Below are 16,676 nucleotides of genomic sequence, written 5' to 3' on the forward strand. Positions count from 1 at the left end.
ACACCCCGGTCACTGGAAAGCGACCGGGGTGTTGGCGACGAGCGAGATGGTCCCGGAGGACTATTTCTTGAGCCGCTTTTCCAGCGTCGTCATCGTTTCCTTCAATGTGTACTCCAGGGAGTCGTCCTGGTCGTACACCAGCGACTCCACGGCGATGTCGAGTGCTTCGGGCACGCTGAAGAAACTCAGGGCACGCACCGCTTCCAGACGCACGCGCGGATGCTCGTCGTTCACCCGCGCCTGCAACAGCTTGAGGACCTCGGGAATCGAGTCGCGCCAGTAGCACAGCACCCGTACGGCCGCGGCCCTGACCCGCGGCTCGGGGGCGTTCAGCAGCCTGCCGAGAAGCGTCGCGTCGACGGCGTTGTGATGCTGCTTGACCCACAGCGCTTCAAGCAGGTGGTGTGCTTCCTCCGTATTGTTGATGTCCAGGCCGGCCGCCCAGGCGTCGAGGGCGTCAACGACGTCGGCCGTCGGCCGGCCGCGCAGCTCACGACGCACCCGATAACGTGTCCGGTACTCAGGCTCCTTCAACAGCGCGATCAGCGAAGCGATCGATGCCCCGTCGATCTTTGCCGGCGTCAGCAACGGCTTGTTCTTGTACACGACTCGCCAGATCCGGCCGTGATTGTGATCGCGGTTGGGATCGCGGATCGAGTGCTGCATGTGCCCCACCAGCGGATTGAACCAGTCGCAGATGTAGAGCGTGCCATCGGGGGCGAACTGCAGGTCGACCGGCCGGAAGTTCGGGTCGCTCGACGCCAGCAGCGGCTCGACAGGATCCGCGTGAAAGCCCGAGCCTTCCTCCGACATCTTGTAGTTCAGCGTTCCCTGGAACCCGATGCAGTTGTTCAGCAGGTAGTTCCCTTGCAGCTCATCCGGGAACTGCCGGCTCGAAACGAACTCGCAGCCGCAGGTCGGACGCCACTGCTTCACCAGGAACTGCTTCATGTTCGGATGCTTGTCCGGATAGTCGACGCTCCCGGAGAACGCCGTGGCGAAGTAGTTGGCCCCCCCCGAGGCGTCGGCGATGAACGTCTGTCCCCAGTGATCCCAGTTGATCCCCCACGGATTCGCAAATCCGTAAGAGACGAAGACGTCGAGCTTCTCCGTCTTCGGTTCGTAGCGGAAGAAGCCGGCGTCTTTCAGCCGTGTCGGTCCGTAGGGCGTTTCGATCTGGGTGTGGTGGAACGTCCCTTCACCGAAATACAGGTCTCCCCCCGGGCCCCATTCGAAGGCGTGCAGTGCGTGGTGCGAATCCGCCGAGTCGAACCCATGCGCCACGAGCGTGCGCACATCCGCCTTGTCGTCGCCGTTCGTATCCTTGAGGAACAGCAGGTTCGGCTGTGCTCCCACGTACGCCCCGCCGTCCCCCAGTTCGATCCCGGTCGGAAGATGCAGCTTGTCGGCGAAGACGGTCGACTTGTCCGCTTTCCCGTCACCGTTGGTGTCTTCCAGGATCAGGATCCTGTCGTCCGGCGTTTCGCCCGGGAGATAGCCGGGATACGACGGCATCGTCGTCACCCACAGCCGCCCGCGGCTGTCGAAGGCGAACTGCACCGGGTTCTCCAGTTCCGGGAAGTCCACCTCGGAAGCAAACAGCTGCACCTCGAAACCTTCGGGAACCGTGAACTGCTGCGCCGACTCCTGCGGCGAGGTGATCTTGATTTCCTTCGTGAAGTTCGACGGCGTCGTGACGAAGTCGCCCGTCTTCGAATCGTCAATCTTCGGCGTGTCTCCCTTCGCCACCGCCCAGATCGCCCCGTCGCGAACTTCCGTCATCTTTCGCAGCTTGGCGAATTCCGCAGGGAAGTTGTCGACTCCGAAGGGCTTCTTGCGGCCGCCATAGATGTAGTACCCGTTGACGGCCCGATAGTCGTAAAACAGCAGCTTGTTCTTCTCGTTCACCGCCTGCCGGATCTTCGCGACGTCCTCCGCCTTCCCCGCGGCCGCCGCGCCGAACAGCGCGTCGGCGATCGCCCTGGCAAGCAGCTCATCCCCCTTCGCGGTGAGGTGGCAGCCGTTGATCGTGAGCGGCGTTTTCGCTTCATCGAACATCGTCAGGGTCGGCGTGAACAGGTCCACGAACCGGGTCTTCGTTTCCGCCGCGATCTTCTCCATCGCGTCGCAATACTTGCGGATATTCCCGTTGTTGTTCGCCCCGGCCAGGATCTTGCGGTCGATAAGGTCTTCGTTCGCGATCGGGGAAAACAGCACGAGGGTCGGCGGGGCAACGCCGTTGTATTTCGTGCTCGTCGTGTCGCTGATGAACTTCTTCAGGTCGGCCTCGAACTTCGGCAGTCCCTTGTCGCCGCCGAAGGATTCGTTGAAGCCGAAGAAGGCGAACAGCACCGACGGCTTCTGGTCGTTCAGCTCGAACCCGTGGTCCTGAAAATCCTTGGAACGCGGGCGCAGCGTCAGCTCATCGGCCGACCACCCCAGGTTGCGGATCACCAGATCCAGCTGCGGATTCCGGCGATAGATCTCCGTCTCCAGCCCGCCGTCGTAGAGCATTCGCTCCGCCAGCGTGTTCCCGATGAAGACGATCCGGTCCCCCTTCTTCAGCGAAAGAAGCGGGTCGGCGGCGGCCGCAGCCGTCTGCAGAACCGCCGTCTGCACAACCAGGGAACAAAGGCACGCGGCGAGGCACAGTCGCATGATCGAGGCTCGGAAGGGGAGCAACGGCTGGAAGGTGGGCTGTTCAACGGCGCCCCAGTGAAGTGGCGCCGCGGGACTGTCGATTCTGACGGTCCCGCAAACAGCATGCAAACCGGTTCAGGCCGCGGACCGGCCCCGGGACCTTACACCGAAACCTTTCCCCACCGGCGGCCCAGCCACTTCGCCAGGCTGTCGAACAGCGAATAGCACACCGGCGTAATCAGCAGCGCCAGCAGCAGGCTGAACACCTGCCCCCCCACGATCACCTTCGCCATGCTGGCCCGCGCTCCGGCTCCCGGTCCCTGGCCCACCGCAATCGGGATCATCGCCGCCACGAGCATCACGGTCGTCATCAGGATCGGCCGCAGACGCGTGTGGTTTGCCTCGATGATCGCCGCGTCCCGCTCCATCCCCGACGCCCGCAGCTCGTTCGACTTGTCGACCTGCAGGATGCCGTTCTTCTTCACAATGCCGATCAGCATGAACAGCCCGAACATGGCGTACAGATCCATCGGCGTGTTGAACAGGATCAGCGACAGCAGCCCGAACGGAATCGTCACCGGCAACGCCGCCAGGATGCTCACCGGATGCAGCCAGCTTTCGAACTGCGCCGCCAGGATCAGGTACATGAACAGGATGCTCATCCCCAGAGCGATCGCGAAATAGTACGCCGTCTCGCCGAGCGTTTTCGCCTGGCCGCCGAACGTCACCTCGTATTCCGGCGGCAGTTTCATCTCCGCGACGATGGAGTTCGCCCGCTGCACCGCCTCCGACAGCGACACATCCTCGGGATGCGCTTTGATCATCACCGTGCGCTGACGGTTCAGCCGGTTGATCTGGCTCGGCCCGCGCGATTCATCCAGCGACGCCAGGCTCGTCAGCTGCACCAGCCCCGCGTTCGGAGAGGGAAGCATCAGCTGTTCCAGTGTCTGGGGATTGTCGCGGAACGATCGCTCAGCCCGCATCCACACGTCGTACTGCTCGCTGTCCTCTTTATAGCGCGACACGATCTGCCCGCCGACGAGGATGTTCAGGCTGCTGCTGACCGTCTGGACCGGAATCCCCAGGTCGCTCGCCCGGTTCCGGTCGATCGCCACCTGCACCTCCGGCTTGCGGAGCGACAGCGTCGTGTCGACGTCCACCAGCCCCCGCACTTCCCGCAGCTTCGACACGATCGTGTCGGAATACTCCGCCAGTCTGTCGAGATCCGGACCCTGCAGGCTCATCTGGAACGTGCGGCTGTCCTGGCCCGTTGCCCCGATCGCCGACACGTCGGAGACCACGGTCCGCAACTCCGGATAGTCTTCCAGCACCCGCCGCGCGAGCTTCATGATGTCGAACTGCGTGTACTTCCGGGTCTCCAGTCCCTTGATCTGGATGTGGATCGAACCCCGCGTCACGTCTCCCTGCCCCTTGCCGCCCCCCGAGTTTTCACCGATGACGGTGAAACGATGCGCGACGCCCGGCAGGGCCGCCAGCCGATTCTCGATCTCCGTGAACACCGCGTTCGTACGTTCCAGCGTGTACCCCTCTGGTGTCTGCAGCGACACCTGAAACTCGCTCTGGTCGTCGCGCGGAACCAGGTTGACGGCCAGCCCCTTGAGGATGGGGAAGGTCGAGAACACCACCAGCACGCAGACGCCCAGCGTGATCAGTCGGTGACGCAGGGCCCACCGCAGCGCAATGCCATATCCGCCGTCCACCAGGCGGTAGATCCAGCCTGACTTCGACGACCCGTGCCCTCCGTGGGAATCCTCCAGCTTGAGGAACCGTGAACACAGCATCGGCGTCAGTGTGAACGAAACGAACAGGCTCATCAGGATCGCGAACGCGACCGTCAGTCCGAAGCTGCTGAAGAATCGGCCGACCATGCCTCCCATGAACGCCACCGGGAGAAAAATCACCACCAGCGACAGGCTCGTCGCCATCACCGCGAGCGCGATCTCGTTGGTCCCTTTCCGCGACGCGGTCATCGCATCAAGCCCCTCTTCTTCCATGTAGCGGAAGATGTTTTCGTGAACCACGACTGCATCATCGATCACGATGCCGATTGCCAGGATCAGCCCCAGCATCGTGATGTTGTTCAGCGTGAACCCCATGTACTGCATGAACAGGAACGTGGGGATGATCGACGTCGGAATCGCGACCGTGGCGATCAGCGTCGTCCGCCAGTCGCGGATGAACAGCATGATCGTCGCGGAGACCAGCACCGCCGCGAGCAGCAAGTGGAACTGCACTTCATGCATCGACTCGCGAATGAAATGCGACTGGTCTTGGATGATTTCGATCTGGATATCCTCAGGGAGTGCCCCGCGGATTTTCTCCAGCCGCGCGAGAACCGCATCCGAAATGCCGACCGTGTTCGTCCCGGACTGCTTCTGCACGAACAGGCTGACCGCGTTCTCCCCGTCGAGCCGGCTCAACCCGCGCGGCACTTCAATCGAGTCTTCCGCGTAACCGATGTCCTGCAGCCGGATCAGGTAGTCCCCCGTCTTGGTGACCACCAGGTTGTTGAATTCCTGTGGCGTCTGAAACCGGCCCAGCGTCCTGAGCACCAGTTCCCGCGCCCCCTGGTCCACGATCCCCCCCGGCAGTTCGAGGTTCTGCGAAACCAGCGCCTGGCGGACGTCTTCCACCGAGACGCCGACCGCCGCCATCCTGTCCGTATTCAGTACGACGTTGATGGCCCGGCTCCGCCCTCCCGACATCGAAACCGCGCCCACGCCGGGAACCGTCTGCAGCTGTTCCTGCACCCGCCGCTTCGCGATCTCAGTGACCTCCCGGATGTCGCGCCGCCCCGATACGCCGATCGTCATGATCGGCGAAGCGTCCATGTCGAACTTGTTGACGACCGGCGCTTCCATTCCCTCCGGAAGCTGTTTGAGAATCGAGGTCACCTTGTCGCGCACATCCTGCGCCGCGACGTCGCCATCCTTCTCCAGCAGGAACTGGACCGTCAGCTGCGACAGCCCTTCACGCGTCGTCGACTGCAGCTGGTCGATGCCTGAAACCGTGTTGATCGCCTCTTCCAGCGGCTTGGTGACCGTCGCTTCCATCTCCTCGGCGCTCGCGCCGGCCACCGTCGCCGTCACCGACAGCACCGGGAAATCGACCTTGGGAAACAGGTCCACCCCCAGCTCGAAATACGCGACGGCCCCGAGGACCACCGGCATCGAAACCAGCACCCACGTGAAAACCGGCCGCCGGATACAGATTTCCGATATGTTCACGGCGCCTGCTCCGCATCCTGCGAGTCTGCCATCACGGTCGTCGGCCTCCGCGGCACGGCGTCCGAGGCGTCGGACGCCGACTCAGTGCGAATCGTCACCGCCGTCATGTTTGCCAGCGCCGATTGGCCGCTGGTGATCACCACCGCATCGCGGCCAAGGGGCGGACTGGCAATCTCCACCCAGTCGCGCGTCTGCATTCCCGGTTCGACGAGCACCTCGCGCGCCTGGCCCCCTTCGGACAGAAACAGTTTCGTCACCCCGGCAAACGTCACGAGCGCCGAGTGCGGCACCGTCGCGCTGTCCGTCGATTGGGTCGTGTGCACGGTCGCCTTGGCAAAGCTTCCCGGTTTCAGCCGCCCGGCATCGTTCGCGACCTGCACCTCCACGTTGAACGTCCGTGTCTTGGCGTCGACGGACGGGTTGATCAGAGTCACGACTCCCGGAAACGGATCGCGGTAGGCCGCCGTGAGCACGTCCGCAGTCTGTCCCAGTTTGATCTGGTCGCTGTGTCGCTCTGGAACCGGAATCCGCAGTTTTAACGTCTGATCCACCGCCAGCCGGCAGATTTCGTCCCCCTTCTTGACGAACGTGCCGTCCGACACCGACCGGCTGGTGACGACATACGACACGCCCCCCTCCATGCCCGGAACCGGGCGATATAGCTGAGGGGCGAGGATCCGTGCGTCAGCCAGTTGTTGCTCGGCCACCGCCAGTGCCGAACGCCGCAGCTTCACCGTTGCCACGCTCGACTTGGCCATCAGCACCTGGTTGGCATGATCGGCCAGGGCGATGTTCAATTCGCTGAGGGCCGTGTCGAGTTGACTCGACGTCGTCGCATTCTCCGCGGCCAGCCGCTTCAGCCGATCGTATTTCGCCTGGGCATTGTCGACCTGGGCCTGCGCGAGCATCACGGTCGGAACGTTTTTGATCTCGAAACTCTCATCGGGAAGCGCCTGCAGTCCCAGCTTTGCCAGCTCGACTTCCAGGTTCCCCTGGGCCTGTTCCACCGCCAGCTGGAAGTCGACCGGATCGATTTCGAGAACGCAGTTGCCCGGTCGGACACGGTCCGAGACTTCGCTGCACAGCCGATGCACGCGTCCTTCGACTTTGCTGCTGATCACGATCTCTTCGTAGCCATACAGCGTTCCGACCGCCTCGAGCGATCGCTGCAGCGATCGGAACACGACCGGCTCCGCGGTCACCATGATTCCCGACCGCGGGGCCGGCTCCGCCATGACCTCCGGCGGAAGTGCTTCCCGATCGTCGCGGGCCCACCCGCTGCCGCTGTAGACCCACCACCCCACCGTGGCCCCGATCGCCAGCAGCCCCAGGAACGCCCGCTTCCAGGGGTTCCGCGGCTGTGGAGCGGTGGCGCCGTGTGTCCGTTGCGGAGCGGACGCGTCAGGTCCGCTGCCGGGTGAATTCGTCATGGGACAACTTTCCCTGGAAACCAATTCAGTGGACGAGGTCGCGCCGCGGGGAAGCGTTCCTGAGACTTCCAGCGCCGGACTGTTCGATGGTCGAAGGATGAGGGCAAAAAAAGGGCTAGTTCGCGGACGGGCTCAGTCGCTCGGCGCCTCTCTGGACGACCTTGCGGAAGATCACCAGCAAGGTCTCCTGCTCGTCCCTGGTCAGCGGATTCAGCATCGATCGGAAGAACCGTTGCCGGGCGTCGTGCAGTGCCCGATACGTCTTGCCCCCCCGTTCCGTCAGCTCGACGTGGACGATCCGGCGATCCGCCTCCGATCGCTGCCGCCGCACCAGTCCCTTCGCTTCCAGCCCGTCGATCAGCGTCGTCACCGAATTGACCGCCAGCGCGAGATGCTCGGCCACCACCCGCATCATCTGCGAACCGTCATCTCCCAGAAACGAGATCAGCCGCATCTCCTGGTGATTCAGGTCGGCATGGGGGCCGTTCGCCGCGGCGATGTCTGCGGCCTGGAACTGTTTCACGATGGCTTCCATCGCCAGGCCCAGCTCGGTCGCCCGTTGATCAAGGGTCATCGCCACCCCGGGTTGAAAGGTTCGTTCATGGTGATTAGTTCGATAGTCGAATAATTCTATTATGGAACTGAATCCGGATTCGAGTCAAGATGTCCTGGACGCGGTTTCTCGCGCCTCCTCCATGCGCTCGCCCATTCCGCTGATTGCGGCCCGCGATAGACTGACGCCCCGGAGCGACGGTTCGCCCAGAAAACGGTCCATCCCCGGCATATCACGCCGTCCAGAGGCCATTCCCATGCGGTTTGCAGTCTGCGCCCTGCTGCTCACACTCGCCTCGGCCGTCGCCGCGGATGACCTGCCCGCCACCCCCGCCGTCCGGAAGGCCATCCCCGACCGGCTTGTCGTGCTCACCTTCGACGACTCCGCAAAGTCGCACTACACCATCGTTCGGCCGCTCCTCAAGCAGTACGGCTTCGGCGCCACCTTCTTCATCACCGAAGGCTTTGATTTCCCCACCAACAAGAAGGACTACATGACGTGGGACGAGATCCGGGAACTGCACGACGACGGCTTCGAGATCGGCAACCACACCCGCGACCACCTGGGCATTTCCGACAAGACGGTCGGCCGGCTCCCGGAACAGCTTCAGGCGATCGCCGACAACTGCCGCACTCACGGAATTCCCGCTCCCGTCACCTTCGCCTGGCCCGGAAACGCGATGACCCCTGCCGCCTTTGAAACGCTCAAGGCCCACGGCATCCGGTTCGCCCGGCGCGGCGGAGCGCCCGAGTATCCCTACGACGAAGGACGTGGCTTCGCCTATGAGCCCGGCCTCGATGATCCGCTGATGGTCCCCTCGGCCGGCGATGCCCGGCCGAAATGGACGCTGCCCGATTTCATCCGCGCCGTCGACCAGGCCCGCGACGGCCGCATCGCCGTACTGCAGTTTCACGGCGTCCCCGATACGGCCCACAACTGGGTCAGCAGCAGCCAGCAGAACTTCGAGGCCTACCTGAAGTACCTGCACGTCGAGCGCTATCGCGTCATCGCCCTGCGCGACCTTCAGGAGTTCGTCGACCCGGAAGTCGCCCCGGCCGACTATCGCCGCGTGATCGAATCACGTCGGGAAGCGCTGAATCCGCCGAAGACCGACACGACTCCCGGCAAGGACAGGTGACGTGCCCTGCGTCCCGCAACGGGAGGGGGCCCGAACACGCTTTCCGTCCGGCATCCCCGATTCCGGCCGCCTGCCGTTCGGCAAAGGCTTCCGCCAGGTCGTAAAAGAATCAGAAGGGGCGTGTGTTTTCGTCTCCCGAACGCGCCAGAGTTGGAGATTTTCCGCGTTGGTGGGAGAGAATTGTCTTTCACTCAGCGACGAGAATCAGCAAGATCGTGACTGAGTGTCGCATCGCAGGATTTCTGTCGGACGGGCCCGATTCAGGGCAAGCTGCGTTTCACTTCCAGCGCTCACACGTCTGTTCTGTCGATCAATCGCGTCCTGCTCGAAGATGTGCCCGGCCACCCTCGTCGAGCGGTGCTGTTGTCGGTGGCTGTTTGTCTCTTAAGTCAGAGGTAGTCCAATGGATGACTTCGGCTTTGATGCGGACATGGCTGGCGGCAACGACTACGTGACAGGCTACGAGCAGTTTATGAGCCTCTCCTACGAGGATCTCACCTGCCAGCAGGCCTCGACAGGCGGGCAGTGTGACTACGAAGAACTCGAGACCGGAACGCGAGTCGGCATCCCGATCGAGCGGCCGCGTGGTCGACGCCGACAGATTCCGCCCGTCAGAAACCTCGACCGGCCGCTGAGAATCGTCTGCCTCGGGCCCAGCTTCCAGCTCGGGGGAGTCGGACAACAGACGCTCAGCCTCGCCCGCTATTTCAATCCGGATCGGGCCCGGATCACTCGCTGCCTCGTCACCCGCGACGATGCCGAGGGACACAAACGACTCGCCGGCATGGGAATCCCCGTCGAAACGGCGACCCCCAGCCGGCTGGAGCGCGCGGCCGAAGATGCCGAGATCTTCCTGCTCTGGGGCGACCACTTCGACCGCACCCTGCCGCAGCGGCGGCCAACCTGTGTGTTCGTGGCCCACGGCGAATCGGCCTGGACGAGGCAGGGCCTCGAACGCAGCCGGGGCGTCGTCGATCACGTCATCGCCGTCAGCGAACGCGTCCGCGGACGGGTCTGCGGAGGGTTCGAAACGACCACGATCCTCAACGGCATCGATCCCTCGCGGCTGGCGGCGACACGCCCCCGGCAGGCCGTGAGACGGTCGCTCGGAATCCGCAGGGACGAGTTCCTGGTTGGCTGCGTCGGTCGCATGACGCAGGAAAAACAGATGGAGCGACTCATCTCCGCGGTCGCCCTCCTCCCGCGCAGCTTCAAACTGCTTCTCGTCGGCAGCGGCTCCCGACGCACCGAACTCGTCGAACGCGCCAGCGACTTGATCCCCGGCCGCTTCGTCATCGTCCGCCCGAATGACCACCTCGGCGACCTCTACCGCGCGATGGATGCGTTCGCGTTTCCGTCAGCGCACGAAGGGTTCGGCCTGGTCGTCGCCGAGGCGATGGCCTGCCGCGTTCCGGTCGTCGCCACCTGTGTCGGGGCAGTTCCCGAAATCATCGAGAACAACGTCAGCGGCATGGTCGTCGACTCCTCGCCCGAGGCGTTCGCCGACGCAATGAAGAAGCTCGCGAAGTTCCCGCACTGGGCCGCCGGCATGGCCCGGCAGGCTCACGCGTTCGCGCTCCGGCGACTCGTCGCCCGGAGGATGGCCAGTGACTACGAGACGCTCCTCTCGCGACTCGTGGCCGCGAAAACGGCGGCACAAACAGCCTGATCTCCGCACTCGCCGCCGGCCGACGCATGCCCATCAGGATCACCAACCAGCTGTTTCGATCCCATCCGATCGTCGGTCACTGCCCGGGACCGACGCATGGACGTTGGCGGCGGATTGTCGACGCGGTCCTGTCGCAGAAGATGCGCCCCGCCCGGTGTCCCGATGCGACCTTCCTCACCTGGAACACCGGCGCGCGTCCCGCCCGCCCCGACAAGCCCTGCGGACTGTTCGAACGCAGCCTCGCCCAGTTTCAGATCGAGCCGCTCGTCCTCGGCCAGGGCCGAAAGAACTGGAGAAACCGCGACAAGCTCGCGCTCACCGCCGAGGCGCTGGAATCGGTCACGACTCCTTACGTCGTCGGCGGAGATTCCTGTGACGTCCTCTTTTTTGAGGATCCGGGGCTCGTTGTCGAGCGCTTCAGGCAGCACTTCACCTGCGACCTGTTGTTCAATTCGACCGGCTCCCTCTGCTGGCCCCAGCTGCCGCGATTGATGGAGTTCCAGACCTCCCGCCCAGTGGCGCCCCTGCTTAAGGGGCGCCACTGGATCAACTCGGGCCTGTTCGTCGGAAAGACCGACTTCTGCCGCGACTACTTTCGCGATCTGGCCCAAAGTCCGCCGGTCGAGGGGTACGCTCATTCCGATCAGGCCGTCGTGATGGAGACCTGGCCGCGCTGGTATCCGCGGGTTCAGACCGACGACTTCTGCCAGATTTTCCAGTGGTTCAACGAAAAACCGGCGGTCCTGCATCTCGAACGTCCGCTGGCCGCCCGTCACACATCGCTGATTCGCTGGCTCCGTCGCCTGCCAGGGCCGCTTGTGGGCGCCGAGGTCGGCGTCTTCCAGGGATACACGTCCGAGGCGTTGCTCCGCAGTTTCCCCGATCTCCGGTTGTGGATGGTCGACCGCTGGAAGCCCTACGAAGGTCGCTCGACCATCGGCGACCAGCCCGCCGAGGCCCTCGAACGGGCCCTGAAGTCGACCACCTTCTGGACCCAGTTCGCGAAAGACCGACGGCGGATTCTCCGGGAGGCCTCGCCGGCAGCTGCCGACCGCTTTGACGACCACAGCCTCGATTTCGCCTTCATCGACGCCAATCACCTGTACGAGGCCGTCTGCGCAGACATCACTGCCTGGTGGAGCAAAATCCGGCCTGGAGGCCTGCTCACCGGGCACGATTACGGCACCGGCCGCGATGCCGAAGGCATCTGGGGGGTAAAGCGGGCCGTCGACGAATTCGCCGACACCACCGGCTCCCCCCTCGAACTCGGCGCCGACGGCACCTGGTGCATCGAGAAGCGATAACACCAGACGCAAGGGGAGGGCGAGGTTCCGTCATCGGACAGGCCTCCGCCAGGCCGCGACTTCGGCCTGCGTGACCTCTCGATCAATGGCCCTCTTATCCGCTGCTCTCGCCGGGCGGACTCGGCGGCGACGGACTCGAACTACCGGCCTCCACGGGCTCAACCGCCCCGATGAACGTCGGCAGGTCTCCCCCCGCTCCCTGACTTCCCAGCAGGCTCCCATCCGCCGGACGCAGAAAGCTCCCCGCGCTCTCGTCGGTGCGGTTCGGAATGTCGAATGACGGAAACATCATCGCCAGCCGCCCGCCGCGGTCTGCCGTCGACGTCGTCCCCTCGTCCTGCTCCCAGTAATTCGACTGGATCGTCCACGTGGCGAGCATGGTCTCCCACTGGGCATCCGGCCCCAGCGTTCGCGTCCCCCCCAGGATCAGGTTGTTCGCCAGCCTTGCCCCCATTCCGCCACTCGCAGCGCCGGGACCGACCGTCGAATCCATCCAGCTCAGCCAGTAGCGGACCCCCAGAAACGTGTTGTTGCTGATGTCGATCTGTTCCGAGCCCTTCCACGGCCGGAACCGCAACAGGACGCCCGTATCTCCCTCGAGAAACAGGTTTCGACGCAACGTCGCCTTCCGGGCCCCCAGACCGAGATAGAACAGTGAGCCCTTCGAGCGGAACCGGCATTCTTCGCATTCGACCGCCATCACCGTTCCGTCGCGCGCTTCCACCGACACGCAATACCCTTTCCCCGGGCCGCGTTGAAATCGACTTCGGTGAAAACGGACCGATTTCTGGTCGGCACGTTCGAGGGCCTTCACGTTGACCAGTGACAGGTCGCTCGCCTCCCCCACGTGGAAGAATTCGCAATCGTCGAACGCAATCCCCGACAGGTCTCCCTGCAGCGAGAGCGTCCGGCCTTTCTTTCCCGTCGACTCCAGTCTCAGTCCCTCGATCCGCAGGTCCCGGCAGTCCTTGATCGCAATGACCGAAGACTCTTCCGCATCCGCCTGTGCCGGCCGAAGCACGACCCCCGCTTCACCCCGGATCGTCACCGCGTCCAGCCCGCTCAGGCTGATCGCCTCTTCGTACACCCCCCCGTTCTGAATCGTGATGACACCCGCAGACGCGATCCGTTCAACCGCCTCGGCCAACGTGGCGCACGTCGCGTCTGGACCGCGACCCACAATCACACTGGCCAGTCGCGGCGGCGAAGTTGCCGGAGGAGAGATCGTCACCCCGCCGGCGGGGCCGGCCTTCTCTTGGCCTCGATTCCACCAAAGCGCCAAAGCCGCCGCCACCAGGGCGATCAGCGCGATGCCGGCCCCGACCACGGCCCGCGAACCTCGATTGCGATCCTTACGCCGGACGTGCTTGGCAGACGACCCGTCCCCCGGACGGGCAACCGGCTCGCGCCGGATGGCCGTTTCCAGTTCGCCGCTGGCCGTCTGGTTCAGCACCGACACCAAGTGCGTGAGGATGTCGGAAACCTCCTCCGCCGACTGAAAACGATCCTCGGGCCGCTTGGCGAGCAGATGGTCGACGAGGTCAGAGACGACCGGAGGAATCAGCGGACTGATCTGCTGCAGGCGTGGAGGCTTGAAATCGAGAATGCGGTGCACCGTCTCGGCGTAGCTTCCGCCATGAAACGGCGACTGCCCGGTCGCCATGCAGTAGATCACGCAGCCCAGGCTGTACAGATCCGATCGCGCGTCAATCGGCCCCCCATGAATCTGCTCGGGCGACATGTACGCCGGCGTCCCGACCGTCTGGTCATGCGACGTCAGGTCCGAGTTGTCATGCGTCACGCGCGCCAGCCCGAAGTCCATCAGCCGCACCCGTGTCTCGCCGTCATGCAGCATCACGTTGCCCGGCTTGATGTCCCTGTGAATCACTCCCTGGCCATGAGCGGCCGCGAGACCATTTGCGACCTGCGCACTGAGACGGATGATCTCCAGCGACGGCAGACTGCCCCGCCGCAGGATGTATTCCTTCAGTGACATCCCCGACACGAACTCCATCACCAGGAACGGAACCTGGTCCTGCTCCTCGACGGAATGAATCGTCAGCACGTTCTCGTGGCTGATGGCCGCTGCGGCCCGGGCCTCGCGCTGGAATCGCCGACGCGCCACTTCGCTTTGAGCCAGGTGTGGCTGCAGAACCTTGATCGCCACCATCCTCGACAGGTCGGGGTCGAAGCCCTTGTACACGACCCCCATCCCGCCGCTGCCGATCCGTCCATGCAGCTCATACTTTCCCAGCCGCTTCGGAGCGATCCGTACACCTCCCTTGAAATCGGAGTTCTGGGGCACGGAATCGTCATCGACGTTTCCATCAGCGTAGCGGACGGTTGGATCAGTTCCTGGCGATCCCGGCGAGAGCTCGAGGGCCGAATCCTTCTCAGGGGGGATTTGATCGCGCATCGACCCATTCCGGCAACATGAGACGTATGGCCGAAAATTTCTGGTGACAATCTACCGTTTTCCTCCGGCCACGGCGAAGGAGAGGCCGAACCGCCCGGCCCCCCGCGGCCAGGTCCCCGATCCCGTTCCCTCGCGACCCGACCTCCGACCAGGGGCAGACCAGCCTCCGCCAGAGCAGGCACGAGAGACCCGTCGGACGCAGGCACGATCTTCCGTCCCGCAGTCTGGCCATCGGGGAGGTCCGTAACGAATAATGCGGGCATGACTCATCCACGCGACGGCCGCATGATTCCGGGCAATCCCGGCCGACTGATCTATTTGCTCTTTCTGCTCGCGGCGGTTGCGGTCCCCGCCACAGCGCAGGATGCGTCGCCAGTCGTTGCCGAATCCCCTCTGAATTTTGAATTGCCGGGCTCGAACGGGAGGAACGTCGCCTTCCCGGAGGAAGCCCATCAGGGCCCCACGGTCATCTGCTTTCTCGGGACCGAGTGCCCGCTTGCCCGGCTGTACGCACCTCGACTGGCCGAACTGGCCGCCGAATTCGGGCCGCAGGGCGTCCGCTTCATCGGTATCGACAGCAACAGCCAGGACTCGCTGGACGAGGTCCGCCGGTTTGTCGCCGATCACAAGCTGCCGTTTCCGGTCGCCAAGGACTACGACAACGCCGTGGCCGACCGATTGAATGCGACGCGGGTCACGGAGGTCGTTGTCGTCGACGCGGATACCCGGATTCGTTATCGCGGACGAATCGACGACCAGTATCGTCCCGGCATCGCCCGTGGACAGGCGGAGCGGCAGGACCTGAGAATCGCGCTGGGCGAACTCGTCGCCGGCAAGAAGGTTGGAACGCCAGTCTCCGAAGTTGTCGGGTGTCTGATCGGGCGCGTGAAGCAAGTCACGAAAGAGTCGAAGGTGACCTACTGCAAGGAGGTGTCGCGGATCCTGCAGGCGAACTGCGTCGAGTGTCATCGGAGCGGCGAGATCGCCCCCTTCGCGCTGACCGACTACGACGAAGTGGTCGGCTGGGCCGATGCGATGCTGGAGACGATTGACGACGGCCGCATGCCGCCGTGGCACGCCAGTCCCGAGCATGGCCAATTCGCCAATGCGCGGTTCATGGCCGAGACCGACAAGCAGAAGCTCCGCGAGTGGGTGGCCGCCGGCGCTCCATATGGCGACGTCACTGAACTGCCTGCACCGTTGCCCCCCGCCACAACATGGCGCCTCGATCGCGAGCCGGACGCCGTGATTCCCATGCGCGATCGTCCGTTCGCGGTGCCCGCTGAGGGGATTATCGAGTATCAGTATTTCGTCGTCGATCCGGGCTTCACCGAAGACAAATGGATCATCGGGGCGGAAGTGATCCCGGGGAGTCGTGCGGCCGTTCACCACGCCATCGTTTTTGTTCGCCCGCCGGATGGCAAGCGGTTTCGGGGAGTCAGCTGGATCACCGCCTACGTGCCGGGCCAGCGGAACGGCATGCTTCCTCCCGGCCATGGACGACTTGTCCCCGCGGGCTCGACGCTGGTGTTCCAGATGCACTACACGCCGAACGGAACCGAGCAATCGGATCTGTCAAAAGTCGGCCTGCTGTTCGGCAAGGATGCCGACATCACGCACGAGGTCTATTCGGAGATCGGCCTCGAACAGGAATTTGAGATTCCTCCGCACACGGCCAACTATGCCGTCGACGGCGCGCCCCGGCGACTGCCCAGGCACGGCACGCTGCTCGCCGTCGCCCCGCACATGCACTTGCGAGGCAAATCGTTCCGGCTGTGGTCGCAGAAGGGCGATGAGCGGTCGGTCCTGCTGGATGTGCCTCGCTACGATTTCAACTGGCAGCACGTCTATGCGTTCGCTCAACCGCTGCCGCTCGATTCGATCGACAAACTCGAATTCACGACGACGTTCGACAACTCGGAGGCCAACCCGGTCAATCCGAATCCCGCCGACCACGTCACCTGGGGCGACCAGACGTGGGAGGAAATGGCTGTGGCGTTCTTCGAGATCGCGGTCCCACGTCAGAGGGGCAAGTCGGCAGACTCCGGTTCGACGGCTCAGCCTGCCGACGAACAACGCCGCCAAAGTGAGATCGAACAGTTTGCGACGGATTTCTTCGAGCGATTCGACGCGAACCGGGATGGTCAGATCGTCCGTTCGGAACTGCCGGTGGCCATCGATCGCTTCGCGTTCCGGCAACTCGACCGGGATGGCAACGAGCGACTCTCTCGCGCCGAGGTGGAGCAGGCGGCCGCCCAGCGAACCCGGTTCTGATCTC

General features: G+C 64.0%; 9 protein-coding genes. 4 read left to right on the top strand and 5 right to left on the bottom strand.

Features of this window, described 5'->3' with window-relative positions:
* Window positions 1-60 precede the first annotated feature (60 nt).
* The 4 genes from Pan44_RS11200 to Pan44_RS11215 form a co-directional block, all read right to left on the bottom strand.
* Window positions 61-2,658: a PVC-type heme-binding CxxCH protein gene (locus Pan44_RS11200; protein ID WP_145030143.1), complete on the bottom strand. Its 2,598-nt coding sequence runs from the start codon at window positions 2,656-2,658 to the stop codon at window positions 61-63.
* 143 nt (window positions 2,659-2,801) lie between these two features.
* A complete protein-coding gene (locus Pan44_RS11205) occupies window positions 2,802-5,888 on the bottom strand; it encodes an efflux RND transporter permease subunit (RefSeq protein WP_145030144.1) in 3,087 nt (1,028 codons plus the stop codon).
* Window positions 5,885-7,318, bottom strand: a complete 1,434-nt coding sequence (locus tag Pan44_RS11210) for an efflux RND transporter periplasmic adaptor subunit (protein ID WP_145030145.1) — start codon at window positions 7,316-7,318, stop codon at window positions 5,885-5,887. Before Pan44_RS11210 ends, Pan44_RS11205 begins: the two co-directional genes overlap by 4 nt.
* Window positions 7,319-7,433: 115 nt before the next feature.
* Window positions 7,434-7,892 carry a MarR family winged helix-turn-helix transcriptional regulator gene (locus Pan44_RS11215; RefSeq protein ID WP_145030146.1) on the bottom strand — a complete coding sequence of 153 codons (459 nt, stop codon included), beginning with the start codon at window positions 7,890-7,892 and terminating at the stop codon, window positions 7,434-7,436.
* Window positions 7,893-8,127: 235 nt separating this feature from the next.
* Between Pan44_RS11215 and Pan44_RS11220 the strand changes: the two genes are divergently transcribed.
* The 3 genes from Pan44_RS11220 (at window position 8,128) to Pan44_RS11230 (ending at window position 11,982) form a co-directional block, all read left to right on the top strand.
* Window positions 8,128-9,009, top strand: a complete 882-nt coding sequence (locus Pan44_RS11220) for a polysaccharide deacetylase family protein (protein WP_145030147.1) — start codon at window positions 8,128-8,130, stop codon at window positions 9,007-9,009.
* 403 nt (window positions 9,010-9,412) lie between these two features.
* On the top strand, window positions 9,413-10,678 hold the full coding sequence (locus Pan44_RS11225) for a glycosyltransferase family 4 protein (RefSeq protein ID WP_145030148.1): 1,266 nt from the start codon (window positions 9,413-9,415) through the stop codon (window positions 10,676-10,678).
* Between the two features lie 26 nt (window positions 10,679-10,704).
* Window positions 10,705-11,982 (top strand): class I SAM-dependent methyltransferase, encoded by a 1,278-nt coding sequence (locus Pan44_RS11230; protein WP_145030149.1) that lies wholly within the window; start codon window positions 10,705-10,707, stop codon window positions 11,980-11,982.
* 94 nt (window positions 11,983-12,076) lie between these two features.
* Here the strand turns inward: Pan44_RS11230 and Pan44_RS11235 are convergent, their stop codons facing one another.
* Entirely contained in the window at window positions 12,077-14,398 is a 2,322-nt protein-coding gene (locus Pan44_RS11235; protein ID WP_145030150.1) for a serine/threonine protein kinase, read from the bottom strand.
* Between the two features lie 261 nt (window positions 14,399-14,659).
* Here Pan44_RS11235 and Pan44_RS11240 point away from each other — a divergent pair, with 261 nt between their 5' ends.
* Entirely contained in the window at window positions 14,660-16,672 is a 2,013-nt protein-coding gene (locus Pan44_RS11240; RefSeq protein WP_231754292.1) for a redoxin domain-containing protein, read from the top strand.
* The last annotated feature ends 4 nt before the right edge of the window (window positions 16,673-16,676 follow it).

It is taken from the genome of Caulifigura coniformis (genome assembly GCF_007745175.1).
Lineage (GTDB): Bacteria > Planctomycetota > Planctomycetia > Planctomycetales > Planctomycetaceae > Caulifigura > Caulifigura coniformis.

Coding starts and splice junctions, on each gene's coding strand:
- Pan44_RS11200 (WP_145030143.1), bottom strand. CDS start 2,658: ATGCGACTGTGCCTCGCCGCGTGCCTTTGTTCCCTGGTTGTGCAGACG.
- Pan44_RS11210 (WP_145030145.1), bottom strand. CDS start 7,318: ATGACGAATTCACCCGGCAGCGGACCTGACGCGTCCGCTCCGCAACGG.
- Pan44_RS11215 (WP_145030146.1), bottom strand. CDS start 7,892: ATGACCCTTGATCAACGGGCGACCGAGCTGGGCCTGGCGATGGAAGCC.
- Pan44_RS11220 (WP_145030147.1), top strand. CDS start 8,128: ATGCGGTTTGCAGTCTGCGCCCTGCTGCTCACACTCGCCTCGGCCGTC.
- Pan44_RS11225 (WP_145030148.1), top strand. CDS start 9,413: ATGGATGACTTCGGCTTTGATGCGGACATGGCTGGCGGCAACGACTAC.
- Pan44_RS11230 (WP_145030149.1), top strand. CDS start 10,705: ATGCCCATCAGGATCACCAACCAGCTGTTTCGATCCCATCCGATCGTC.
- Pan44_RS11235 (WP_145030150.1), bottom strand. CDS start 14,398: ATGCGCGATCAAATCCCCCCTGAGAAGGATTCGGCCCTCGAGCTCTCG.
- Pan44_RS11240 (WP_231754292.1), top strand. CDS start 14,660: ATGACTCATCCACGCGACGGCCGCATGATTCCGGGCAATCCCGGCCGA.